This is a genomic window from Pseudoalteromonas sp. SR43-5 (assembly GCF_014163835.1).
In the GTDB taxonomy this organism is placed as follows: Bacteria; Pseudomonadota; Gammaproteobacteria; order Enterobacterales; family Alteromonadaceae; genus Pseudoalteromonas; species Pseudoalteromonas distincta.
The window spans coordinates 17,470-43,570 of sequence record NZ_JACJEA010000033.1; the positions used below are offsets into that span (position 1 = coordinate 17,470).

22 protein-coding genes are annotated in these 26,101 nt (G+C 40.4%); 10 read left to right on the forward strand and 12 right to left on the reverse strand.

Annotation, left to right across the window (positions count from 1 at the left end):
- Positions 1-5: 5 nt before the first annotated feature.
- Positions 6-1,406 carry a 3-isopropylmalate dehydratase large subunit gene (leuC, locus tag H5090_RS16875; protein WP_182682468.1) on the forward strand — a complete coding sequence of 467 codons (1,401 nt, stop codon included), beginning with the start codon at positions 6-8 and terminating at the stop codon, positions 1,404-1,406.
- Positions 1,406-2,005 carry a 3-isopropylmalate dehydratase small subunit gene (leuD, locus tag H5090_RS16880; RefSeq protein WP_002961095.1) on the forward strand — a complete coding sequence of 200 codons (600 nt, stop codon included), beginning with the start codon at positions 1,406-1,408 and terminating at the stop codon, positions 2,003-2,005. The genes leuC and leuD overlap by 1 nt, the downstream gene beginning before the upstream one ends.
- 93 nt (positions 2,006-2,098) lie before the next feature.
- On the opposite strand, the gene H5090_RS16885 is transcribed toward leuD, so the two are convergent.
- Positions 2,099-3,598, reverse strand: a complete 1,500-nt coding sequence (locus H5090_RS16885) for a DUF3360 family protein (RefSeq protein ID WP_182696272.1) — start codon at positions 3,596-3,598, stop codon at positions 2,099-2,101.
- A 416-nt stretch (positions 3,599-4,014) separates the two neighbouring features.
- Here H5090_RS16885 and H5090_RS16890 point away from each other — a divergent pair, with 416 nt between their 5' ends.
- On the forward strand, positions 4,015-5,001 hold the full coding sequence (locus H5090_RS16890) for a hypothetical protein (protein WP_182693232.1): 987 nt from the start codon (positions 4,015-4,017) through the stop codon (positions 4,999-5,001).
- Positions 5,002-5,088: 87 nt separating this feature from the next.
- Here H5090_RS16890 and H5090_RS16895 read toward each other — a convergent pair whose 3' ends face one another.
- Positions 5,089-6,714, reverse strand: a complete 1,626-nt coding sequence (locus tag H5090_RS16895; protein ID WP_182696273.1) for an endonuclease — start codon at positions 6,712-6,714, stop codon at positions 5,089-5,091.
- 303 nt (positions 6,715-7,017) lie between these two features.
- On the opposite strand from H5090_RS16895, the gene H5090_RS16900 reads away from it, so the two are divergent.
- From H5090_RS16900 to H5090_RS16915, 4 genes are all read left to right on the forward strand, one after another.
- Positions 7,018-8,832, forward strand: a complete 1,815-nt coding sequence (locus tag H5090_RS16900) for an assimilatory sulfite reductase (NADPH) flavoprotein subunit (protein WP_182696274.1) — start codon at positions 7,018-7,020, stop codon at positions 8,830-8,832.
- 61 nt (positions 8,833-8,893) lie between these two features.
- Positions 8,894-10,591: an assimilatory sulfite reductase (NADPH) hemoprotein subunit gene (gene cysI, locus H5090_RS16905; protein ID WP_182696275.1), complete on the forward strand. Its 1,698-nt coding sequence runs from the start codon at positions 8,894-8,896 to the stop codon at positions 10,589-10,591.
- 43 nt (positions 10,592-10,634) lie between these two features.
- Complete coding sequence (locus H5090_RS16910) at positions 10,635-11,375, forward strand: phosphoadenylyl-sulfate reductase (RefSeq protein WP_002961106.1); 741 nt, start codon at positions 10,635-10,637, stop codon at positions 11,373-11,375.
- 145 nt (positions 11,376-11,520) lie between these two features.
- Complete coding sequence (locus H5090_RS16915) at positions 11,521-12,069, forward strand: DUF4124 domain-containing protein (protein ID WP_182696276.1); 549 nt, start codon at positions 11,521-11,523, stop codon at positions 12,067-12,069.
- Here H5090_RS16915 and H5090_RS16920 read toward each other — a convergent pair whose 3' ends face one another.
- The 4 genes from H5090_RS16920 to H5090_RS16935 form a co-directional block, all read right to left on the reverse strand.
- Positions 12,070-12,324 carry a hypothetical protein gene (locus H5090_RS16920; RefSeq protein ID WP_182696277.1) on the reverse strand — a complete coding sequence of 85 codons (255 nt, stop codon included), beginning with the start codon at positions 12,322-12,324 and terminating at the stop codon, positions 12,070-12,072.
- Between the two features lie 137 nt (positions 12,325-12,461).
- Positions 12,462-15,206: an aconitate hydratase AcnA gene (gene acnA, locus H5090_RS16925; RefSeq protein WP_182696278.1), complete on the reverse strand. Its 2,745-nt coding sequence runs from the start codon at positions 15,204-15,206 to the stop codon at positions 12,462-12,464.
- Positions 15,207-15,411: 205 nt separating this feature from the next.
- Positions 15,412-15,840 (reverse strand): hypothetical protein, encoded by a 429-nt coding sequence (locus H5090_RS16930; RefSeq protein ID WP_182696279.1) that lies wholly within the window; start codon positions 15,838-15,840, stop codon positions 15,412-15,414.
- A gap of 98 nt (positions 15,841-15,938) precedes the next feature.
- Complete coding sequence (locus tag H5090_RS16935; RefSeq protein ID WP_154903740.1) at positions 15,939-16,322, reverse strand: RNA-binding S4 domain-containing protein; 384 nt, start codon at positions 16,320-16,322, stop codon at positions 15,939-15,941.
- Between the two features lie 245 nt (positions 16,323-16,567).
- Here H5090_RS16935 and H5090_RS16940 point away from each other — a divergent pair, with 245 nt between their 5' ends.
- Positions 16,568-16,855 (forward strand): hypothetical protein, encoded by a 288-nt coding sequence (locus H5090_RS16940; RefSeq protein ID WP_154903741.1) that lies wholly within the window; start codon positions 16,568-16,570, stop codon positions 16,853-16,855.
- Between the two features lie 56 nt (positions 16,856-16,911).
- On the forward strand, positions 16,912-17,577 hold the full coding sequence (locus H5090_RS16945; RefSeq protein WP_182696280.1) for a hypothetical protein: 666 nt from the start codon (positions 16,912-16,914) through the stop codon (positions 17,575-17,577).
- 1 nt (position 17,578) lies between these two features.
- On the opposite strand, the gene H5090_RS16950 is transcribed toward H5090_RS16945, so the two are convergent.
- From H5090_RS16950 to glnA, 5 genes are all read right to left on the reverse strand, one after another.
- Positions 17,579-18,037, reverse strand: coding sequence for a cyclic nucleotide-binding domain-containing protein (locus H5090_RS16950; protein WP_002961116.1), 459 nt, complete (start codon positions 18,035-18,037; stop codon positions 17,579-17,581).
- 29 nt (positions 18,038-18,066) lie between these two features.
- On the reverse strand, positions 18,067-19,452 hold the full coding sequence (gene ntrC, locus H5090_RS16955) for a nitrogen regulation protein NR(I) (RefSeq protein ID WP_182696281.1): 1,386 nt from the start codon (positions 19,450-19,452) through the stop codon (positions 18,067-18,069).
- Positions 19,453-19,466: 14 nt separating this feature from the next.
- Positions 19,467-20,537 (reverse strand): nitrogen regulation protein NR(II), encoded by a 1,071-nt coding sequence (gene glnL / locus H5090_RS16960; RefSeq protein WP_002961118.1) that lies wholly within the window; start codon positions 20,535-20,537, stop codon positions 19,467-19,469.
- Positions 20,538-20,619: 82 nt separating this feature from the next.
- Entirely contained in the window at positions 20,620-21,141 is a 522-nt protein-coding gene (locus tag H5090_RS16965; protein ID WP_182671859.1) for a DUF4124 domain-containing protein, read from the reverse strand.
- A gap of 113 nt (positions 21,142-21,254) precedes the next feature.
- On the reverse strand, positions 21,255-22,661 hold the full coding sequence (gene glnA / locus H5090_RS16970; RefSeq protein ID WP_182692919.1) for a glutamate--ammonia ligase: 1,407 nt from the start codon (positions 22,659-22,661) through the stop codon (positions 21,255-21,257).
- Positions 22,662-23,168: 507 nt separating this feature from the next.
- On the opposite strand from glnA, the gene typA reads away from it, so the two are divergent.
- The gene (gene typA, locus H5090_RS16975) at positions 23,169-24,992 is read left to right on the forward strand and encodes a translational GTPase TypA (RefSeq protein ID WP_002961123.1); all 1,824 of its coding nucleotides are present in this window, start codon (positions 23,169-23,171) and stop codon (positions 24,990-24,992) included.
- A gap of 353 nt (positions 24,993-25,345) precedes the next feature.
- Here the strand turns inward: typA and H5090_RS16980 are convergent, their stop codons facing one another.
- Entirely contained in the window at positions 25,346-26,074 is a 729-nt protein-coding gene (locus H5090_RS16980) for a CBM9 family sugar-binding protein (RefSeq protein ID WP_182696282.1), read from the reverse strand.
- Between the last annotated feature and the right edge of the window lie 27 nt (positions 26,075-26,101).

Below are 26,101 nucleotides of genomic sequence, written 5' to 3' on the forward strand. Positions count from 1 at the left end.
AGCAAGTGGCCCAAACGTTATACGACAAAATTTGGCAAGCACATACCGTTGCCAGCATAAATGAGCAAACCGACTTACTTTATATTGACCGCCATTTAGTGCATGAAGTTACTTCTCCGCAGGCTTTTGCAGGTCTACGTGAAAAAAACCGTACTGTACGTTGCCCAGAAAAAACCTTTGCAACGATGGATCATAACGTATCGACTAAGAGCCGATCACTTGATGCCGCAAGCGAAGTATCTAAAAATCAATTAATGGCGCTTGATAAAAACTGTAAAGAGTTTGGTATTGTACTTTACGATTTAAACTCAATTAACCAAGGCATTGTGCACGTAATGGGCCCAGAGCAAGGTATTACTTTGCCAGGCACAACCATTGTATGTGGCGATAGCCATACTTCTACGCATGGTGCGTTTGGCGCATTAGCGCATGGTATTGGTACGTCTGAGGTTGAGCACGTATTAGCAACGCAAACGCTACAGCAAAAAAAGGCGAAATCGTTAAAAATTCAAATTAACGGTGTATTGCGTCCAACAGTTACGGCTAAAGATTTAATTATGGCGGTAATTGGCAAGTTAGGTACTGCTGGTGGCACAGGCTATGTAGCAGAGTTTTGTGGTGCAGGCATTGAAGCGCTTTCAATGGAAGCCCGTATGACGCTATGTAATATGAGCATAGAAATGGGTGCAAAAGCGGGTTTAATTGCATCTGACCAAATTACTTATGATTATTTAAAAGGTCGTCCGTTTGCACCTAAAGGCGCAGATTTTGATGCAGCCGTTGAATATTGGGAAACCTTAAAAACAGACGAAGGCGCACACTTTGATTTAGTTGTTGAGCTAAATGCTGACGACATTCAGCCACAAATTACCTGGGGCACAAGCCCAGAGCAAGTAATTGGTGTTGATGAGTGCATACCCGATCCAGATAAAGAGCCAGATTTAATTAAAGCCGATGCCATTCGCAGCGCACTTAAATACATGGGCTTAAAAGCGGGCGATAAATTATCAAGCGCAAAAGTAGACACGGTATTTATTGGCTCATGTACTAATAGCCGTATTGAAGACTTACGCGCAGCTGCAAAAATTGTTGAAGGCAAGCAAGTTGTAGCCGGCATAGAGGCGTTAATTGTACCGGGCTCTGGCTTAGTTAAAAAACAAGCTGAAGACGAAGGCTTAGCCGATATTTTTAAAGCCGCAGGCTTTGAATGGCGCGAACCAGGTTGTTCTATGTGTTTAGCGATGAACGATGACCGCCTAGAAGCAGGCAAGCGTTGTGCATCTACTTCTAATCGTAATTTTGAAGGTCGCCAAGGTCGTGGCGGGCGTACCCATTTAGTTAGTCCTGCAATGGCGGCAGCCGCTGCAATACATGGTCACTTTGTTGATATTAGAGGAGAAGCATAATGAGCGTATTTTTTAGTGGCTTAATGGCTCCACTTGATAAAAACAATGTAGATACTGACCAAATTATTCCTAAGCAGTTTTTAACATCAACTAGCCGCGAAGGTTTTGATGCTGCCTTGTTTTATGATTGGCGTTACCTAGATAACGGTGAGCCAAACCCTGACTTTATTTTAAATCGCCCATGCTACCAAGGCGCGCAAATATTATTAACGCGCGACAACTTTGGTTGTGGCTCATCTCGCGAGCACGCGCCATGGGCACTTAAGCAATATGGTTTTGAAGTTATTTTAGCTGAAAGCTTTGCAGATATTTTCTTTAATAACTGTGGTAACAACCAAATGTTAGCCATTGCGTTACCTGCCGACACGCTTGAGCAATTGTTTGTACTTAGCGAGCAGCACGACGATATTAACATTGAAATCGACCTTGAAAATCAAACACTAACAAGCAGTAAGTTTGCACCAATTAGTTTTGATATTCGTAAAGACGTAAAAGAGCGTCTATTAAGTGGCTTAGATTTTATTGGTGTAACCGAAACACTAAACCCACAGATTGATGCGTTTGAAAAACAACTAGCAGCTGAGCGCCCTTGGCAGTAATTGTTTAACTTGTATATAGTAAAATCACGTATTGAAAAGCACGGCAATTGCCGTGCTTTTTTGTGGGTAAATATTAGGTTCAGTACCTAAGGCTTAATGTCTAAAGTCAGCCATTAACGCAGGTATACCAGGTAACATGCCTACAATTGCCATTACAGTGGTAAGTAGCACAAACATAATAAGTGGAATCACCCAGCGGCTCATCTTAGTTAGCTCAGCGCTACGTTCTTTACAGCCAATAAGCCCTAAGTTATCAAGTAACATAGTAAGCGACCAACCAAAAGCCGGGTTAACCAAGGTTGAGGCAAACACCACAATAGCGGCTGATTGCGTTGTTTTGCCTTCGCGCGTCATTTCCATGCCAGCTTCAAGTAGCGGAATAAACACTCCTACAATAAGCGCTACACAAAGCACAGGTTGCCAAATGGCTAAATCCATTGGGTAACCCCATAAACCAGCAATAATACAAAATACGGCTGTTAAAATGGCGCCAGCCGGAATAGGGCGTTTAGCAATAGCAGCAGGTACAATGTAGGTTCCCCACGATGAGGTAAAGTTAGCACCACCGGCAAGTGAGCCAAATGTTTGTCTAACCGATGCGCTCAGCATGGTGTCGTCGATATTCATTTGTACTTTTTCAGTACGTTGCGGATAGCTTATTTTTTGAAATACTTGATGACCTAAAAAATCAGGTGACCACATAGCAACGGCGAGCACTGCAAATGGTAGTACAACCACAAAGCTTTCAAGCGTTGGCAGGCCAAGCATCCAGCCCGTGTTTTCACCCCACCAGTAAGCTGGGTTCATATTTGGTAAACCGGGAGCTGTATGAAACTCAAACGGTGCACCTAAAGCAAAGGCAACCACGCCACCAATAAGGCAGCTTAACGGCACAGCTAACCAGCGCTTTTTAAAGTGCTCTAACAGTGCATACAATAAAATGGTGGCTAAAATAACAATAAACGCAATATGCGCCATATCAATGGCCTCAGCCCAGGCAAACAGCTTTTTAACCTGCGAAATAGTACCAATAAAGCCTAAATAAATGAGTAGCCCGCCACATACACCTTTACTGGTTAGGCGCGCGAGCATACTTCCTCCTTTGGTTATGGCCAAAATAAAACCAAAGGCACCAATGAGTAAGCCAAACGCCATAGGGTGACCGCCAGCAGCAACAACAATAGGAACTAACGGAATAAGCGGGCCATGAGTACCAGCCAAGTTAGCTGTTGGTAAAATAAAGCCTGAGAATAAGATGATAAAAATAGAAACAATGAGTAATTCATAACGTACATTTTCTAAAACAAAGGCATCGCTTAATCCAAGAGGCGCTGCAAATGTTGCCGCAATAGCACCCACCATAACGACTTTACCAATAGTGCCCGCCATTGCTGGAATGGTGTCTTCAAATTCAAATCGGTAATCTCTAAACGGTAAATTAGGACGCCAGCGTTTAGGCTGCATAATCTGTAATTCATGTTCGAGATACTCGTCGCGAGTATTAAACTCTGAACTCGGTTTGTGAAGCTGCTCGTAGCTTTGAGCATTCTTGTGCGTGTTTAATGGTGCATCACCGGGTGGTGTAGTTTGCATGCGTTCTCCTGCAACATTGTTGCTTAATCAAATAAATACGGCTTTTGTTAAAGCAAATGAATATTGAACATGGAGGGTAGATCAGCTTTTAGGCTGCTATGTATAGGCAAAAGGTCGTGCATGGTTGTTTTTAATACAGTTAATCTGACAATCAGCTTTACGTTAAAAATTATAAAACTACACAAAATGATTTAAAATTACTATAAATCAATGGCTTGTTTTTATTTTTAAAGAATTTGATCACTGTTTATAGCGGGAAATAGTGTTAATGGCAGGTTATTATCCTTTAGTCTTAGTGGCTGTGAAAGCCGTTTTATTTCAAGCTATTTGCTTGCAGGTGCCGTTAATATTGTTTTATTTGTGGTGGAATAATACTTCTGTTACTTTCTGATTGTTAATAACAATAAAGAATAGACATGCAACTCAACTCCCCTAAATCAATTGGTATTTTACTTGGTACGCTTTACGGCATATTTATGCGGCTGTTTATAGAGCTACTTGATACTTATAATTTAAGTAGCCTAGTCTCTATATCATTTATGTTTTTAGTGCCCGTTGCAATTGGTTATATTCGTGTTCACTTTGAATTTAAGAGCTCAAAAACATTAACTAAAAGGCAAATGGTCACGATTGCTTGGCAGCCTATTTTTGTTTTTTTATTTGTAAGTGTAATTACTTTACTTGAAGGCAGTATTTGTGTGGCTATGGCTTTGCCTGCTTTTATGTTTTTTGCCAGCATTGGTGGATTACTTGCGGGTTTTGTTAGAAAGCGTGAAATAAAAAAAGCGAATAGTTCTTTATTATCAATCGCGTTGTTACCTATATTGCTCTCACCTATTGAAGTTAATTTTTTAAATTTATCAAAAACATACGAAGTAACAAATTCAATAACTATTAACGCGCCCATCAATGTTGTGTGGCAACAGTTAGCTAATGTGAGTGATATAAAACCACAGGAAGTGCCTTTTTCACTCACTCAATTAATTGGTGTACCAAAGCCATTAAAGGCAAGTATGAATGCAAGCGGTATAGGCGCTGTTCGCACAAGTACTTGGCAAAAAGGGGTTATATTTAAAGAAGTTATTACGGACTGGCAACCAAATAAACAGATGCTTTATAGATTTGACATAGACCCAGATGCTATTCCCGATGACGCACTCGATAAACACGTAAAACTTGGCGGTGAATACTTTTCTCCACTTTACGGTGGTTATCAGCTAAGTGAAGATAAAAGCGGCAATACAATTTTAACGTTAAAAACGACCGTGCAAGACAATACAAATTTTGGTATTTATTCACGAATATGGGGAGAGGTGATATTTCAAGATTTTCATCATTCACTTTTAACGTTGATGAAAAACAGAGCTGAAAAGTCACTTATCGCAACTGTTTCTTATAATTAGCTTAAAGCATTGTGTTTATAAAAATATTACACACTAAAGGTTAAAAGCCCCTGCAATTGCAAAGGCTTATGTTTTAACTGCTAACTTTTACCAAATCATTTCTACAAATTCAGGATGGTCGATATACGGGTTACGATTACCTTGAAATTCAAACGCTGCTTGGTTACGGTCAAGTTCCATTTGGCTTACAGGATCGCTGTTATGCCAGTCAAGCAGCATGGCTACAACCCAGTTCTCGAATACTTGGTTGCTTGAACCATTAAGCACTGCATTACTTGAGGTCGTTTTGGTTTGCCAAGTGCCTATTACATTTTCGTAGCGCGTTGCCATGTAAAAATAAGCGCGAGCAAAGTCACCTTTAAATTCGTCAATTGGCTCAAATACAGTACCTGAGTAATTTAATGAACTTGCGGCAGAGCCTAATTTACTTCCGTTAGTTGATGTAAATGAAGCGCTTGCTACTTCACCAAATGGGAAGTTACTACGTTTTGAGTTTACATAACCGTCGGTTGCGTAAATATGATGCACATCTGAGTTCATTGGCTCAATAGTGCCGCCAAACCAGCTTTTAGGAAATGAATGCTCACGGTTGTAACAGCCGCCTTCTCCACTATAGTTACCACATTGGTCACTCACCGCAGTATAATTGTAGCTATCTGAGCCGTTTGGTTTCTCGCTATACATATCTAAAATGCTGTTATCGTTTTCAAAGTATTTATCACGTGCAGATGAGTCGTAAAAATTCCAAATAGCCGAGTAACCCTGTGCATTATGATCTTTAATAATATTATAAAGCTCAGTTTTTAGTGCATAACCTGATAACCCTTGAGCAGTAACATAGTAGCCAGTGGGTGTTGGATTAGTCCCGCCGCCATCACCAGAGCCACCGCCTAAAGTAAATGCTGTGCTGTCGGTGTTACTAAAACTTGCACCACTTGCAAGTGTGGTAGAGCCTTGCTTAAGCGCATAACTGCCACTACCTGTTGAACAACACATACCATCGCCGTAACTGTCGCTAATAACAAGTGTGTAAGTACCATCAGTTAGGCATATTTGCTCATCATACTGAGTGTTTGATGCGTAACCACTGCCGTTAACGATTGCGCTACCTTGATTGTTATTTACGGCCCAGTTAGTTTCGCTACCATAATTATCGGTGTTAAGCGTTAAGGTAAGGCTATTGTCGGTGCAACTTGTTGATGCGTTGCCATCAGTATTTGGTAAAAAGTTATCTACGTATGCGGTTTCGCTGCCATCAAATCCACTTACATCGTAAAACCTAAGCCCAACACTAATTGTTTTATCACTGCTTGCTGTATAGCTATGGCTAATTGTTTGCCATTGGTTAGTTTGTGCTTGATTTGAATAGCCTTGATAGCCATCTACATATAAGCGCGCTTTAATTTTACCTTCGGTATGGTAAACATCAGCCGAAAAGTTATAGGTTTTACCAGCTTCTACAGCAACTTGTTGTAGTAAATCAGTGTTACTTTGCGATCCTGTTGTTACATTGACAGCAGCAGAGCTACTGCCACTTTTAACTGTGCTAGTTGAGCGCGTTAAGCTGATTCCGCTATCAATAGTGCTCCAAGAGCTAGGTGTATTACCTGACCATTGTTCAAATCCGCCATTAGCTACATTGGCCATTACAGGTAATGAGCCAAGTAACAAAGCGGTAATAAGTAGATTATTTTTATATTTCCCGTGTAACATAGTTGTTCCTATTTTTATTTTGAATGAAGAATATACCCTACATTAGTTAGGTTACAAAATTGTTAATTTAAAGTGCAGTAAAAAGCAATAATAAGTCTTTAATCTGTTTTTGAAGGTATTTTTATAAATTAATAACTAAATGGAATATCAAAGCAGATTCTATTCTTTTTTTATCTATGCTGAGCCCGTTATCCTACTAACTTAGAAAACCTCAACAGATACACTCTGGATGAGGTAAAACTCATTTTTAACAATACACAAAGTGTGTTGTGTTTAATTTTCAGGGTTATGGGGAATCGATTCATGTTGTTAGGTCAACTAAATGCTGCGGCAAGCCCGCTATCGCAAGATCAAGTACAAAAGCTGCAAGGTTTAGTGGCTGAGCTTAATCCAATTCAACAAGCATGGGTAAGTGGTTACTTAGCCGCTAATGCTAACTCAGCTGCATTAGGTGCTCCTATTGCTGGCGTACCGGCTGCAGGAGATGCTGCAGCGCTAACTATTTTATATGGTTCGCAAACGGGTAACGCAAAAGGCGTAGCTACCAAAATGAAAGAGCAGGCTGAGTCGCGCGGCTTAGCGGTTAAATTGGTTAGCATGTCAGATTACAAACCAACAGCCCTGAAAAAAGAAAAGTTTTTAACCATCGTTGTATCTACTTACGGTGAAGGTGAGCCACCAGAAGACGCAGAAACACTCTATGAATTTTTAGCAACTAAAAAAGCACCAAAACTAGACGATGTAAAAATAGCCGTTATTGGTTTAGGTGATTCTAGCTATGAGTTTTTCTGCCAAACAGCAAAAGACTTTGAAGAGCGTTTAAATAAACTAGGTGCACAGACCATATATCAACGTGCTGATTTAGATGTAGATTATGAAGATGAAGCTGCAACATGGATTGCGGGCGCAATTGACGCATTCGAACCTGATTTAAAAGCGCAACAAGAGGCCGCTGGTGGTCAAGTTGTATCAATGCCATTTGGCGCTCCAACCTCTGCAGCAAGCCAATATACAAAACAAAATCCATTTGAAGCAGAGCTATTAACTGTTCAAAAAATTACCGGTCGCGACTCAACTAAAGATGTACGCCATGTTGAAATTTCGCTTGAAGGTTCTGACATTACTTACACGCCTGGTGATTCATTAGGTGTGTACTTTTTAAATGACGATGTATTAGTTGATGAAGTACTTACACTTACTCAAATTGATGCAACAAGCATTGTAAAAGTAGGTGATGAAGAGCTAAGCGTACGCGATGCACTTATTGAAAAACTAGAGCTGACTCAGTCGTACCCAGGTTTTGTAGAAAAATACGCAACTGCTACGGGCACGCCAGAGCTGCTTAAACTAGTTGAAGATAAAACGGCAATGCGCGCATACATTGAGCCTCGTCAAATATATGATGTGATTCGCCAAAACCCAGCAAAGCTTGATGCGCAAACATTAGTAGATTGCTTACGTAAACTACAAGCTCGTTTGTACTCAATTGCATCTAGCCAAAGCGAAGTTGAAGACGAAGTACATTTAACACTAGGTCTAGTGCAGTTTGATGCATTTGATAGCGAGCATTTAGGTGGCTGTACTGGTTACTTAACTCGTCGTGCAGAAGAAGGATGTAAAGTTAAAGTATTTAGCGAACACAACGACAATTTCCGCCTACCAACTAACGATGATACACCGGTGATTATGGTTGGTCCTGGTACGGGTATAGCGCCGTTCCGTGCATTTTTACAAGAGCGTGATTCGCGTGAAGCACAAGGCAAAAACTGGTTGTTCTTTGGTAACCCACATTTCACTCAAGACTTTTTATACCAAGTAGAAATACAGGGTTATTTAAAATCGGGTTTACTTAACAAAGTAGATGTTGCATTTAGCCGTGACCAAGCAGAAAAAGTATACGTACAAGACAAATTACGCAGTAACAGTAAAGACGTGTTTGAGTGGTTAGAAGCCGGCGCTCACTTTTATATTTGTGGCGATGCAAATCGCATGGCAAAAGATGTACACAACGCCTTGGTTGATATCGTTAAAGAAAACACAGGCAAGAGCAATGAAGACGCAGAGCAATATTTAAAAGATTTGCGTAGCGCAAACCGCTATCAGAAAGACGTGTATTAATCACGTTTCTTATTTTATTTAACAGCTAGCAGCCGTCACTGTAACAAATTTAGGATTTAAAATGAGCGAACAAGATAAAAACGTAAAACTTTCTGATAACGAACGTTTGAAAAGAGAAAGTAACTTTTTACGTGGCACCATAGAAAAAGATTTAAAAGACGAAATTACCGGTGGTTTTACTGCCGATAACTTTCAGTTAATACGTTTTCATGGCATGTACCAACAAGATGACCGCGATATACGTGGTGAGCGTGCTAAGCAAAAGCTAGAGCCGCTACATAATGTAATGTTACGTGCACGTATGCCTGGCGGTATTATTAAGCCAGAGCAGTGGTTAGCAATTGATAAGTTTGCTGATGAAAAAACAAGCTACGGCAGCATTCGTCTAACTACGCGTCAAACGTTTCAGTTTCATGGTGTATTAAAGCCGAATATTAAAGGCATGCACCAAATGCTTAACAGCGTAGGTATAGACTCTATTGCAACTGCGGGCGATGTTAACCGTAACGTGCTTTGTACTACTAACCCTGTTGAGTCTGAGTTACACCAAGAAGCTTACGACTGGGCTGCAAAAATTTCTGAACATTTATTACCAAAAACGAAAGCGTATGCTGAAATTTGGCTAAATGGCGAAAAGGCAGAAACCACAGAAGAGCCAATTTTAGGATCTAACTACTTACCGCGTAAATTTAAAACAACGGTAACCATTCCGCCTAATAACGAAGTTGATGTGCATGCGAATGACTTAAACTTTGTGGCAATTGCTGATAACGGAAAGCTTGTTGGCTTTAACGTACTTGTTGGTGGTGGCCTTGCCATGACTCACGGTGATACGGCTACGTATCCGCGTAAGGCTGATGACTTTGGCTTTATTACGCTCGAAGATACCTTAAAAATTGCAGAGCATGTTGTATCTGTGCAGCGCGATTGGGGTAATCGTTCAAACCGTAAAAATGCAAAAACTAAATACACATTGGACCGTGTTGGCGTTGATGTATTTAAAGCAGAAGTAGAAAAACGCTCAGGCGTTACGTTTGCACCAAGCCGTCCGTTTGAGTTTACTCACCGAGGCGATCGCATTGGTTGGGTTGAAGGCATTGATGGTAAGCACCACTTAACGCTATTTATTCAAAGTGGTCGTATTTTAGACTACCCAGGCAAGCCGCTTAAAACAGGTTGTCGTAAAATCGCAGAAGTTCACCAAGGTGACATGCGTATGACGGCAAACCAAAACTTAATTATTGCTGGCGTACCTGCAGATCAAAAAGCCGTGATTGAAGAAATTGCACGTAGCCATGGCCTGATTGACGACAAAGATTCGCAGCAGCGTAAAAATTCTATGGCGTGTGTTTCACTGCCAACGTGCCCACTTGCAATGGCCGAAGCAGAGCGTTACTTACCAAGCCTAGTAGAAAAAACTGAAGCATTACTTGCTAAGCACGGTATACCAGATGACAGCATTATTATGCGCGTTGTAGGTTGCCCTAACGGTTGTGGCCGCGCAATGCTTGCAGAAGCTGGTTTAGTGGGTAAAGGGCCAGGTAAGTACAACGTTTACCTAGGTGGTAATTTAGAAGGCACACGTATTCCTAAATTGTACCTTGAGAACGTAGGCGAAGACGTTTACCTAGAAGCATTCGATAAGCTCATTGGGCAATGGGCAAAAGAGCGTAACGAAGGTGAGTGTTTTGGTGACTTTGTTATACGCAAAGGCATAGTTGCTGAAGTAAAAGTATCAGTAACCGATTTTCACGCTTAATTAAATACCAGCGCCAAAGCGCTGGTGAGGTTTGGAATTTACCATGAGTGAATTTAAAAACATTTTACAGCTAGATAAACAAAGCCAAGCGGCTATGTTAGCTGATGCTAATGGTTTGCTAGCGAATATGAGCGCAGAACAGCGTGTTGCATGGGCGCTTGATAACTTGCCTAATACGGCTTTTTTATCATCTAGCTTTGGTATTCAAGCGGCAGTAATGCTGCATTTAATGACCTCACAACGTCCAGATATTCCCGTTGTATTAACCGATACAGGCTATTTATTTCCTGAAACGTATCAGTTTATTGAACAAATGAGTGAGCGTTTATCACTAAACTTAAAGGTGTATAGAGCGCAGCTAAGCCCTGCATGGCAAGAAGCTAAGTTTGGTAAGTTGTGGGAGCAAGGCGAGGACGGCATTAAGCAATATAACCAGCTTAATAAAGTTGAGCCGATGACCCGCGCACTTAAAGAGATAGAAGCGGGCACGTGGTTTAGTGGTTTGCGTCGCGATCAATCATCTACACGTGCTGATAAACAGTTTGTAGAAATAAGCCGTGGTACCGTTAAAGTGTACCCGATTATTGAATGGTCTAACCGCGACGTGTATCAGTACCTGACTAAGCACGATTTACCTTACCACCCATTATGGGAACAAGGTTATGTATCGATGGGTGACGTACATACAACACGTAAGTTAGAACCAGGAATGACAGAGGAAGAAACTCGCTTTTTTGGCTTAAACCGAGAATGCGGACTGCACATGGATGGTGACGGTATTTAACGTCACTACGATGTAGTTAAATCGCAAATAAAAACGCAGCTTCGGCTGCGTTTTTATTTTCTTTTATTCGGGTACAAAAAATTGCCTAATTAAGTATTTTTTATTAGACTCAAGGCATTAAAGGATTAATTAAAGCAGGAACGCTATGAAATACTTTACCTACTTAGCTATATCAATTATGGCTATTGCAGTCATCTCTTTGTTTTATCTAAAAAAGCCCGATGGTCAAACATGGCTTTCTGCATCATCAATTAGCAGTGAATCTCAGCAAATTAAAGAAAGAATGGTCGCGCTATCTAGCAGTACTTTGGACCAAGCAGTGCAGGGCGTTCAGCAAGCTGGCGATAAAATTGCGAGCAGTATTTCTGATGAACCAATTGCTGCAAATGCTACCTCAAGTGGTAAAATTTTTAAGTGGCAAGACGAAACAGGTCAATGGCACTTTTCTGATACACCTAACCCGCATGTAAAAAGTATTGAAGTAAAACTCGATCCTAAAGATATTACAGTTATTGCTGCAGAAGACACGTCTATTTTAAATACCTCTTCAACTCCAAACACAATATCGGCTGCACCAGAGGGGATCAGTATTTTGAACCCAGATTCGGTTAAAAAGCTATTTAATGACGCCGAAAATGTAAAAGACAAACTAGAAAAACGTAATAAAGAAATTAATAATTTAAGTGCACTTTAATTATTTAGAGTGAGTGCTTTTATGGTTTTTTAAATAACGTTTTTCGGCTTCCATCAATAATACTGTTAAATATATTTTAGTGGGAAGCGACAGCAGCACGCCTACAGCAATGCATGCCGCCGCTATAATTATTCCTTTAATACCATGCTCGACAGTAAAGTAGTTCGACACAATTAAAGTATGGCCAGTCACGATAAGGCACAACCCAAGCATTATTGATGTTTTAAGCAGCCTAATTATCATTGTTTGCGACATAGTTACCTCACTAAGAGTTACCTTAGTGTAGGCAAGCTTTAAATGCTTAGCATTGATTTAAGACAACAAACAGCACACATAAAAAAGCCCAGCTTATTACTAAACTGGGCTTTTAAATGTATTAACTACTGTTTTTATTAGTCGAGCATATTACGCAGTACGTATTGTAAAATACCGCCGTGTTTGTAGTAATCCCACTCTTTAGGGGTATCAATACGTACATCAGCATTCAAGGTTACTTTTTTACCTTCGGCATTAGTAGCAATAATGGTTACTTCATCGGTTTTATCGTACAGGCCATCAATATCAAATTGTTCTTGCCCTGTTAACCCATGTGACTCGTAGCTTTCACCTTCTTTAAATTGCAGCGGTAATACACCCATACCGATTAAGTTAGAGCGATGAATTCGCTCATAGCTTTGTGCTACAACCGCTTTAACGCCTAGTAAAAGTGAGCCTTTGGCCGCCCAGTCACGAGATGAACCCGTACCGTATTCTTTACCCGCTAAAATAATGAGAGGCGTATTATTTTTTTGATACTCCATAGCTGCATCGTAAATGCTTGCTAAATCGTTTTCTGGTTGTGTACGGGTTACACCGCCCTCAGTACCCGGGGCAAGTAAGTTTTTAAGACGCACATTAGCAAACGTGCCGCGCATCATTACTTCGTGATTACCACGGCGTGAGCCGTACGAGTTAAATTGCGCTTTATCTACACCTTTCTCTTGCAAGTATAAACCTGCTGGCGCTTCTGCTTTAATAGCACCCGCTGGAGAAATATGGTCAGTGGTTACTGAATCTCCAAGTTTAGCTAAACAACGTGCACCTTCGATAGAAGGAATGCCCGGTGGTTCTACTTTCATACCATCAAAAAAGGGTGCTTTTTTAATGTAGGTAGATGCATCATCCCAATCGTAAAGTTTGCCATCCGGTATTTTAATTTGCTGCCAACGGCTATCGCCTTCGTAAACGTTAGCGTAGCTTTTTTCAAACATTTCTTTAGTTACGGTTTCTTTAACTAAGTCACTTACTTCTTTAACGCTTGGCCAAATGTTTTTAAGGTAAATATCGTTACCGTTAGCATCTTGAGCAAGGGGTTCGTTGTATACGTCAATATCGGTTCTACCTGCAATGGCATAAGCTACGACAAGCGGAGGAGAGGCTAAAAAGTTCATTTTAACATCTTGGTGAATACGCCCTTCAAAGTTACGGTTACCCGATAAAATAGAGCTCACTACTAATTTATGTTTTTGAATCGCGTCTGATATTTCAGTTGCAAGTGGCCCTGAATTACCAATACACGTAGTACAGCCGTAGCCAACTAAGTTAAAGCCTAGGCTTTCTAGGTCATCCATCAGGCCTGCTTTTTCTAGGTAGTCGGTAACTACTTTTGAGCCTGGAGCAAGTGATGTTTTAACCCAAGGTTTTACATTAATGCCTAACTGTTTCGCTTTTTTAGCAACCAAACCAGCAGCTAAAATAACACTTGGATTAGAGGTGTTGGTACAGCTGGTAATTGCGGCAATAACACAAGCGCCATCGTTTAGCTCAAACTCTTGGCCTTTAAATTTAACCTTAGCGGCACCCATAAACTGCGCTTCGTTAACTGGCTCATCTGGATTTGTTGTCGGCCCTTCACTCTCAATACGAGCTTGTTCTTCATCGCTTTTATCACGACGAGCCATACGTTCGTCCTGGAAGCCTTTTAAATGATCGCCAATAACTTTGCCAGCTTCGTTTAAGGCAATCCTATCTTGTGGGCGTTTAGGGCCTGCAAGGCTTGGTACAACGTCATCTAATTTAAGCTCAAGTGTATCGGTATAATTAGCTTCGTCGCCATCGTTACGCCATAAGCCTTGATGCTTAGCGTAATCTTCAATTACTTTTAAGTGTTTTTCGTCGCGGTTTGTTAAGCGAAGGTAGTTAATGGTCTCATCATCAATTGGGAAAATACCACACGTAGCGCCGTATTCTGGTGCCATATTGGCTATGGTTGCTCTATCGGCAAGTGGTAGGTCGGCAAGGCCGTCACCATAAAATTCTACAAATTTACCCACTACACCATGGTTACGCAGTATTTCGGTTACAGTTAATACTAAATCGGTTGCGGTTGTACCTTCAGGTAATCTGCCGCTTAGCTTCATACCGACTACTTGTGGAATCAATAAACTAATTGGCTGACCAAGCATAGCCGCTTCGGCTTCAATACCGCCTACGCCCCAACCAAGTACACCTAAGCCATTAATCATGGTTGTATGAGAGTCGGTACCTACGAGGGTGTCTGGGTAAGCGAATTTTTTGCCGTCGCGCTCTTCATTAAAAACAACGCGCGCTAAGTATTCTAGGTTTACTTGGTGAACAATGCCGGTTGCTGGAGGCACTACTTTTAAATTATCAAAAGCGGTTTGTCCCCAACGTAAAAATTCGTAACGTTCTTTATTTCGGTCGTACTCAAGTTTTGCATTTAAATCAAATGCACCATCATTTCCGTAGCCATCTACTTGTACCGAATGATCAATCACAAGTTCAGCAGGCGATAACGGGTTTATTTTTGCAGGATCTCCACCTAGCTTTTCCATTGCATCACGCATCGCGGCTAAATCTACAATAGCGGGTACGCCGGTAAAATCTTGCATAACAACACGGGCGGGAGTAAAGGCAACTTCAGATGCAGGCTTTGCTTGAGGATCCCAATTAAGAAGGGCTTGAATGTCTTGTTCTTTTATATTTACGCCATCTTCGTTACGAAGAAGGTTTTCAAGTAGTACTTTTAAGGAAAAGGGCAATCGTTTCGCTTTGTCGCCAAGTCCTTTTAGAGAATGAATATGATATTGCTCACCATTTATTGTGAGCTGATGTTGGGTATCGAAACTATTATTCATTATTTGCCCCTTTATGAATTATAAAAATGTTTTGAAGAGTGACCTCTGTAGTGTTCGAGTTGCAAAGTACATACCAGTGTAAAAAATCGCGTTTAGAGAACGAATTTTATACAGTTATTATAGTAGAGATGATGCTGAAAAATTTAATTTCAAGAGATGATTTAAAAGAAGAGATAGGGTCAAAAGTTATTTCGACCCTTATTAATTACTGTAACCAACCTTGTTGCTTACCTTTAATACTCAAGCAAAGTAAAGCGATGGCAATAATGATTACAAAAATAGGCATAAATACCGCACTTGCGCCAAGTAGCTCAATACTATTTATGACCACAAAATTATAATATTGCTGAATTAAAATAGCGCCGAGCGATAGCGAAAAAGTAGGTGTTGCCAGCGCGTTTTTAGCAAGTAAAAACAGACAACCCAAAGTGCTTCCAAATACAGCTACAGCAAAGGCAATGGTTGACCAAAGAGGGATGTCAGAGTAGGCAGCTTGTTGATCTAACGGAAGTTTACCTATCATTTCGGGTGTCATCATCATGTGCATAGCAAATGCAATAACGCCAAGTAAGTTCCATACGAGTGCCGCCCATACAACGAGTTTAAACCAATTTTTAGGTGTGTTTACAGACATTTTATAACCTTGTTTTTATTATTAATTAGGTTATTAAAGAGTAAAAAGGCCAACTATACAAGTTGGCCTTTTTATATAAAAAGAGTGCTTTTAAATGCTTAACCAAATGAAATAGGACGACGACCTGTTTTATCATCTACTTTTGGTTTTTTAGTTCGCTTACGCTTACTTTTAGCTGGTTGATTTGTTGGTTGTGGTGCAACTTGCTTTGACTCTGCTTGAGTTTGTACCGCAGGTTTTTCTACAGGGATTGCATCTTCACTTAGTGAGAGTTTAAAAAACTCACCATCAAACTCTAGTACATCACCACTGTATAATTTTTTCCGTTTAATTGTACAAATTTCATGGTTAACGCCCACATAGCCTTCAGTAATTAGGTTTTTAGCTTGGCCGCCACCTTCAACTAAGTTTAGTACTTTTAATAATTTACAGAGCTCAATCGGCTCTTCTTCTAATTCTATTTCTATGTATTCTTCGTTCATATTTGCTCTCGGTGGGGTAACGCACAAGCTGTAGTATAAAGGCTTGCAGCTACTTTTGCATCAAAGCAAGTAACTTTAGCTAATTGTAATAGGGAAATAACGACGAAAGTTTTTATGTATTTTATCTGTCTTTAAAAAAACTGAAGCAATTGAAGAGTAATCTTTGCAGCAGTTAATTTTACGTATGGCCTGCTAATTGCTAAAACTTTGGCGGAATAAATATTTTTCATTAAATGGAGTAGGAAATGGGCGTAAGATTAGCAATGAAAAAAGAGCTAATGGGATTAGATAATTCAGGTATGTTAACTGCTGACGATGTTAGAGAGCACCTTGCTAATTCTGTAAAAAAGCAAGCTGATCAAGGTGAGCGCGGTTTTTCTGTAATTTCAAAATTCAATGATACCCATAGCCGTTTAGTTAGTGGTGATGCCACGAGAAAAACAAAACTTGAATTTGAACGTCATCGTTTATTTAAAGAAGTTTTATATACTCGAAAAAGTGTTGATGCTTGGTTAGATAGCCAAACAAATTAAATTGCGATAAATAGTTACCTTTAATAGACTACAATTGTAATCAAAAAGGGGTAACTATGAAAAGTGGAATTTTAATATGTGTGTTGGCATTACTATTAGCTGCGTGCCAACAACCTACCGTGTATGTATTTAGTGAAAACTTGCAAGATGAACAGCGCAACCAGCTCGATGCTGCGCTAAAAGCACAATCGCTCCCTTATGAATATGTAGAGCTGGCAATCCCACCTGATTTTGGTGAAGCCACATTACTCTTATCAAGTGATAAGATTTATCCTAAAGAAACTGAGCAACTTGCGGCTATAATGCAAGATCTAGGTTACAAGCCACAAGTTAACTACACGACTCGTTCAAATCACTTTTATGGTGATGGCAATATAGGCTTTTATTTAAAGAATATAGTGGCGGGTACTACCTTTGTTATGCCTAAAAAGTTACGAACAACTCAATGCAGCGAAGAGAAGTACAATGATTTACTTGTCACATTTACAGATAAATATGCTGACTTTAGTTTACCCAGTGGCGCTGTTGTAAGGTTAGGTTGGGAGTTTTTATACGGTTACGTTGTTATTTATTATAAAACCTATTCGCAAACATATCGTCATTCACAGCCGTTTGTAAATACCCCCTTTGGTGCCAAGCCTTCAGATACTTACACTTTTACTGCGCACGTTAATAAGCCCAGTTGGCTTGATTGCTCATTGCAAATTGTTTATATGGATTGAACTAACCGTGAGTTTCTATATGCTCGCTTAATTTGGCAATGCGCAGGCTCATACCTTCAATAATTCGGTCTTTAATTTTTTCGCGGATAACATTAGGTAAGCGGGTTAGTGCTTCAGGGGTAATGGCAAGTACTATGGTGTCGGTTTTAGCGCGAGCACTGGTACTGCGCTCTCGGTTATTTATAAAGGCACCTTCACCTATAAATTCACCGGGCTCTATAGTGCCAAGTTCTAGTAAATGGTTATGCTTAAATACTAATAATGCGCCGCTAAGTACAATGTACAAGCGCTTGTCGTTATCGTATTGCTTAAATAAAAATTGATGCTGACTTACTAAATATAACAGGCCGAATGACTCCAATAAGACTTGGCGCTCGCTGAGCGTAAATTCTTTAAAAAAGTGCAGCCTGTTTATAATTTCCATTTGTTTGAATAATGGAATATGTTCGATTAGCTTCATCAATAACCAAATGTGTTAAAAGCGTTTAATCAGCTAATATTGCGCTCTTTTAATTTTCGGGTCAACGTGTTGCGTCCCCAACCAATTTTTATAGCTGCATCTTGCTTATGACCAGAGCAATTAGCCAGGGCGGTTTTAATTAAACGAGTTTCTAGCTGGGCTTGAATGTCAGGCCAAATATTTTCTTTGCCTTGTTTAAGCTCTTGATTAAGCCATTGCTGAAACGCATCTAGCCAATCACCTTCTTCTTGGGTCGGTGAAGCATCCAGAATCTCCGGCGGTAAATCTTGCTCGCTTACAAGCTCACCCGGTGCCATAACTGTTAGCCAGCGACACGTGTTTTCTAATTGGCGTACATTACCTGGCCAATTAAATAAACGTAATTGCTCAGTCGCTTTAGGGCTCAGTACTTTACTTTCTACTTGTAGCTCTTTAGCGCTTTTATGTAAAAAGTGTTGCGATAAGCTTTCTATATCTTCAGTACGCTCTCGAAGAGCGGGTAAACGTAGGCGCACAACATTAAGACGATGAAATAAATCATCCCTAAACTTGCCTTGTTTAACTAAATCTTCAAGGTTTTGGTGCGTAGCTGCAATAATGCGTACGTCCACTTTTATACTTTGATGGCCACCAACGCGATAAAACTCACCATCGGCAAGAACGCGTAATAAACGTGTTTGCACATCAAGTGGCATATCACCAATTTCATCTAAAAATAGTGTACCGCCATTGGCTTGCTCAAAGCGGCCTTTACGTACGCTATCGGCGCCCGTAAACGCGCCTTTTTCGTGGCCAAATAACTCTGACTCAACAAGCTCTTTTGGAATGGCCGCCATGTTAAGTGCAATAAATTGATTTTCTTTACGTGGGCTATGGTTGTGCAGGGCGCTGGCGACAAGCTCTTTACCTGTGCCAGATTCACCATTTATTAATACGCTCATGCTAGAGGCCGATAGTTTACCTATCGCTCTAAACACTTCTTGCATAGCGGGTGCTTCACCAATAATGTGGGCACTTTTTGGTGGAGCTTGCTTTCGCTTAGTTTTTTTAGTGGAGTTTGCTCTGCATGCGCTCTCGACTAGCGCCACTGCTTCGTTTAAATCAAACGGCTTAGCTAGGTATTCAAAAGCACCTTTTTGGAATGCATTAACTGCAGAGTCCAAATCTGAGTGGGCAGTCATTATAATAACTGGCAGCCCAGGGTTTTGCTCTGCTATAAGCTCAAGCAACGCCATGCCATCCATACCAGGCATTCGTACGTCCGAAACTAAAACAGTAGGTTGACTAAACTTTAATGCGCTTAATACATCTTGCGCATTAGCAAAGCTTTCTGCGTTAAACCCTGCACGGGTTAGTGCTTTTTCAAGTACAAATCGAATAGAAGCATCATCATCTACAAGCCAAACTGTTTTCATGCAAACTCCAAACATTAATCTGCAAAGGGCAGATAGATATTAAATTCAGTATGTCCAGGCCAGCTATCACATTCTATATAGCCATCATGTTGATCTATCAGCGTTTGCGCTATTGAGAGTCCTAACCCTGAGCCATCTTCTTTATTGGTGATCATAGGGTAGAACAGTGTTTCACGTACACTGGGATCAATACCTGGTCCGTTATCAGATATTTGGATCAACAAGGCTTTTTTAGGTGCTTTACCTGGGCGACGATGCTGATGATTAATGCGGGTTTTTATTGTTATTTCACCGCCATCTACAAGCGCCTGCTGAGCATTTCGAACAATGTTTAATACTACTTGCTGAATTTTACCTTGATCAATGTATACATCAGGTATGCTTGGGTCGTAATCCTTAACCAAGCTAATGTTAGAACAATTATCTAACGTACTTAGTCGTGCAACTGATTCAAGTGATTGATGTATATTGCCATACGATTTTTGCGGAAGCTGATTTGGCCCTAAAAGCCTATCTACTAATTCACGTAATCGGTCAGCTTGCTCAATGATAAGTTCAGCACATTGGTCTCTTTCTTGTTGATCAACCTCATACTGCAATAACTGCGCCGCTCCGCGAATTCCACCTAAAGGATTTTTAATTTCGTGAGCTAAGCCTCTTATTAGATTTCGGGCTGCTTGGTATTGATGCATTTGATTAGACGCTTGGTCGTGCTTAATTTCGTCATCGGTTTGGCGCCACTCAAATAAAATATAAAGTGAGCCATCAAACTTAATTTGTCGTGTACTTACGGCTACTTTTGCATGGCGAGAATCGCTAAAAACCACGTCAGCTCTGTGCTGCTGGCAATCTACACCTTCAACTAATGAGTATTGTTCTATACGCTGCAAATCGATTGAATGGTAATTAAAAAGACTATCGAAAGGCTGATCTAATAGGCGCTTGTTACCAAGGCCAAGCAGTTCGCTAGTACTGGTATTGGCATAGACAACGGTGAAGTTTTTATCAAGCAACATGATAGCGGTTGTTTGATTTTGCCAAATAGCATCGAGTAGCTCAGGGCTAAAGTTTTTATTATTAATCATAGCTGCACCATTTTAGTGCGTGAATATTTACAAGCAAGTTATATAGTAAAATACACTGCTGCACGTTTAGTAATGCCCCAATTTAGTTACTTAGGTTTAGCCCTTTTCGGTGCATAAAAAATATGCAGGGCTCACTTATAGCAATAACTTGGTTTTTACTATTAAAAAGCTTTAATTGTAGTGTGTGCTCACCACGTTCTACATCTCTTATTGCAAAGGTTGAACTGTCACTGGCTGGGCCATGTGCTTTGCCATCAATAAAAAGTTGTATAGTAAAACCAGTTTCAAAGCGTGGTTTTATTCGGCTAGTAACATAAACAGTGCCGGTATTTTCACGAATAGTCTGGTTATGATCAGGTGAGGAAATGGCAATACTAAAGGCCGCTTGTTGGGGCTGGGGTTGCTCGTCAAAAATGTCAGTATTTGTTGCAGGCATATTAAGATCTTGGCTGGTAAGCTTTACCTCTTTAGCACCTTTATGAGGGGTGTCAGAGAACACTAATACGCCATTTTTATCTTTCCAAGCGTATATCTTTGTTTCACCAGCGTAACCATAATTGCTTAATCCTAAAGCAATTAATAGTAATAAAATCTTGTTGTTCACTCTGCAGCCCTGCATTTTTGTCGGTAACTTAACTTTAGTGGAGATTGATTAATTTTACCATTAAAAAAGCCCGCAAAGCGGGCTTGAGAACACACATATTTTATACAGCTAAATTAACAGCTGTAGTACATTTCAAACTCAACTGGGTGAGTTGTCATGTTAAGCTTTTCAACTTCTTTAGATTTAAGTTCGATGTAAGCATCGATTAAGTCGTCAGTGAATACGCCACCTTGAGTTAAGAATTCACGGTCTGCGCTAAGTGCAGATAGTGCTTCGTCAAGTGATGCTGCAACAGTTGGGATTTCTGCTGCTTCTTCAGCTGGTAGGTCATATAAATCTTTATCCATAGCATCGCCAGGGTGGATTTTGTTTTTGATACCATCAAGGCCAGCCATAAGCATTGCTGAGAAAGCAAGGTATGGGTTAGCAGTTGGATCTGGGAAGCGTACTTCAATACGACGACCTTTTTCAGATGGAACCACTGGGATACGGATTGATGCAGAACGGTTACGTGCAGAGTATGCAAGCATAACTGGTGCTTCAAAACCTGGTACTAAACGTTTGTACGAGTTAGTAGAGGCATTTGCAAAAGCGTTAATTGCTTTAGCATGCTTGATGATACCGCCAATGTAGTAAAGCGCATCTTCAGAAAGGCCGCCGTACTTATCACCAGCAAAAAGGTTTACACCATCTTTAGCAAGTGACTGGTGACAATGCATACCAGAACCGTTATCACCAACAACTGGCTTAGGCATAAACGTTGCTGTTTTACCGTATAAGTGAGCCATGTTATGGATAACATATTTCATTTCTTGGATTTCATCCGCTTTTAATACCATTGTATTAAAGCGAGTAGCAATCTCGTTTTGACCTGCTGTTGCAACTTCGTGGTGATGTGCTTCTACTACTTGGCCCATTTCTTCTAGGACTAGACACGTAGCTGAACGCCAATCTTGGAAGTCATCAACAGGAGCAACTGGGAAGTAACCGCCTTTAATACCTGGACGGTGACCTGTGTTGCCATCTGCATATTCTTTATCTGAGTTCCAAGCAGCTTGCTTAGAATCAATTTTGTACATAGAACCAGACATATCTGATTTGTATTTAACGTCGTCAAATACGAAAAACTCTGGCTCAGGGCCAAATAAAACTGTATCTGCAATACCTGTAGAGCGCATGTAATCTTCAGCACGCTTAGCAACAGAACGCGGGTCGCGCTCATAACCTTGAAGCGTTGAAGGCTCTACTACGTCACAACGTACGATTAATGTTGATTCTTCAGTGAAAGGGTCTAGTTTGATTGAGTCAGCAACTGGCATTAATACCATGTCTGATTCGTTTATGCCTTTCCAGCCTGCAATTGAAGAACCGTCAAACATTTTACCGTCTTCAAAAAAGTCTTCATCAACTTGGTGATGAGGAATAGATACATGTTGTTCTTTACCCTTAGTGTCAGTAAAGCGTAAATCAATGAACTTAACGTCATTTTCTTTAATAAAATCTAAAACCGATTGTGACATGTGTCCTCCAACTATTGGGTTTTGTTATTGCTGCATAATTGCTTTGGGATTTACTAAGCTGATTTTGTGCCATTTTTATAACTAGCTGTTTATAAATTAAAAAAATATCGTTGCATCAAAATGGAATGTACAAACGCACTATGTTGGTGCGTAAATTTTCCTTTTTGGTGCAAAATTTACAGGGCACAATTTGCTGCTAATTTAATCGCTCGGAAATAGCATAACCTAAATGCAAAAGAGTACCAAAAAGATCAGCAAAATAGCCAAAAAGGCTGTTTTTCAAAAAAAATTTGAAATTTAATTCATATAATTGTCATATATAAAACAGATACTTAGTAAAAGTATTGAGAAAGTTTTGAAATTTATATTGGATAAACTTTCATCCATGTCATTAATGAGGGATAATATGCGCCCTTTTAAATCCTATGCTGGGACATCTCGCGAAAGCGTGGATGAGTGCGTAGATCTTGCAGGATCAATGAGAATTTAATTTCTCTGAGTAAATATATGAGCATCGAACAGTTAAGAAATATAGCGATTATCGCGCACGTTGACCATGGTAAAACAACACTGGTTGACAAACTACTTGAGCAATCAGGTACATTAGAAACACGCGGCGGTAACGAAGAGCGCGTGATGGACTCAAACGACATTGAGAAAGAACGTGGTATTACCATTTTGGCTAAAAACACAGCCATTTCTTGGAATGACTACCATATCAATATCGTAGATACCCCGGGACACGCCGATTTCGGTGGTGAAGTTGAACGCGTACTTTCGATGGCTGACTCAGTATTATTACTTGTTGATGCTCAAGAAGGTCCAATGCCGCAAACGCGTTTCGTTACGCAAAAAGCATTCGCGCAAGGCTTAAAGCCAATCGTCGTTATCAATAAAATTGATAAGCCAGGCGCTCGTCCAGATTGGGTTATGGATCAAATCTTTGATTTATTCGACAACCTTGGCGCGACTGACGAACAGTTAGACTTTAAAGTAATCTACGCTTCAGCAATCAACGGTTGGGCAACACTAGATTTAGACGAACCATCAGACAACATGGAACCTATGTTCAAGATGATCGTTGAAGAAGTATCACCACCGGATGCAGATCCTGAAGGTGACTTCCAAATGCAAATTTCTCAACTAGATTACAACTCTTATGTTGGTGTAGTTGGTATTGGTCGTATTAAACGTGGTTCTGTTGCTCCTAACCAACAAGTTACTATTATCAGTGCTGATGGCACTACACGTAATGGTAAAATTGGTGCAGTACAAAGCTACCTAGGTCTTGAGCGTATCGAAACTGATAGAGCTTACGCTGGTAACATCGTAACTGTAACAGGTATTGGTGAGCTTAAGATTTCTGATACAGTTTGTTTCCCAGGAAACGTTGAAGCATTACCACCACTAAGTGTTGATGAGCCAACTGTAACAATGACATTCTCTGTAAATAACTCACCTTTCTGTGGTAAAGAAGGTAAGTTTGTAACGTCACGTAATATCCGTGAGCGTTTAGACAAAGAATTAGTACACAACGTAGCACTTCGCGTTGAAGATACTGCTAGCCCAGATAGCTTCCGTGTTTCTGGTCGTGGTGAATTACACCTAGGTATCTTAATTGAAAACATGCGTCGTGAAGGTTACGAGCTTTCAGTTTCTCGTCCAGAAGTTATCTTACGTACTGTAGATGGCGTTCTAGAAGAACCGTTTGAAACAGTGACTATTGACTGTCAAGAAGAGCATCAAGGTTCTGTTATGGAACAAGTTGGCCTACGTAAAGGTGAACTTACTAACATGACTCCAGATGGCAAAGGCCGTATGCGTTTAGACTTCATGATCCCAAGCCGTGGTTTAATTGGTTTCCAAACTGATTTCATGACGCTTACTTCGGGTTCTGGTCTTATGTACCATACGTTCGATCATTATGGTCCTCATAAAGGTGGCGCTATCGGTGTTCGTAAGAACGGCGTAATGATTGCAAACGCAACTGGTAAAGCACTTACTAACGCATTATTCAACTTACAAGAGCGCGGCCGTTTATTCATCGGTCACGGTGTTGAAGTATACGAAGGTATGGTTATCGGTATTCATAACCGTGATAACGACCTTACAGTTAACGCCCTTAAAGGCAAGCAGTTAACTAACGTACGTGCATCTGGTACTGATGAAGCGCAAACGCTTTCTCCGCACCTTAACTACTCACTTGAGCAAGCGCTTGAGTTCATCGATGATGACGAGCTAGTTGAAGTTACTCCACTAAACATTCGTATCCGTAAGAAACACCTTACAGAAAACGAACGTAAACGTGCGGGTCGTGCACCTAAGTCATAATCTATTAATTTAGAATAATGATTTTAAAAGCCGCTGTATTGCAAAATACAGCGGCTTTTTTGTGGATGAAAATAAGAGCTGTTAGCTATAGTCGTCAGTTGAAAGTATTTAGTTAAAAATTATATGACTACTGTTTTGAGATGAAATTTCCATAATATATTTACCTCTAAAAGCGCAGCGCCTCTTAACCTCTTTGTGAATAATTTACTTAAAGATCTTTTGCACAAGGAGAAGAAAGAGAGAGAGCTGAAACAGCCGATAATGCAAAGTATCTGTGTTTTTTGGTGGGGGGGTCGTTGGGTCTCGCTTCGCTCAACCCAACATACATGTTCAATTATTTTATTGGTAGTAACTTACTTTTTAGGAAGTAGGGTTATTTTGCCAAATACATCGGCATCTATAAAACCACGATTTCTGTCGCCATTTACTGGTTGTACTTCGTGTGAGCCCATAAAGTGCTCGCGCACGTCACTGCCATCGTTATCGCAATACGCTAACATAAACCCGATTACTTGCTTTTCGCTAAGTGTAAGTGGGGTGTTTTTAGCCCCTTCTTTATAATTATTAGGGTAGAGCTTTATCGCTACTTCCCAGGTGATGTTAAAGGGCGCGGTGGTGTTGCGCTTCCAGTTACTAACTAGGTGGTCGGTATACAAATGGGCTTTTTTATCAGGTCCGTAATCGGCAGCTTGGTTATCAAGGCCAATATGGTACGCCAATGCGGTGTGATTAAATTGATGATTACCACCCGATGCATCGCTATCAATAAATACTTCAAGCGCATCGTCATCCCAATATTTATAGGTTGGATCTGCGTGTGTATCTATTAAAACATCATCCACAATATCGGCTTGTAGGTATAAATAGTTTTGATCCCACAATAAACGATAACGCCCTTTAAAGTCGGCATCGTTTGTTGGCAGTGTGCCATCCATTAAATAAGGCATGTCGTGCCAAGCGGCTTTATCCCATGCGCTTTCTGATACGCCATCAATAGTAATTGGAGTTGAGGTATGTTCAACATCAATAGCCATTGCTGGCGTGCTTAATAAAAAGCTTAAGGCGAGTGCTAATTTTTTCATTAATCTCTCAATTTTATTGTCGATTCG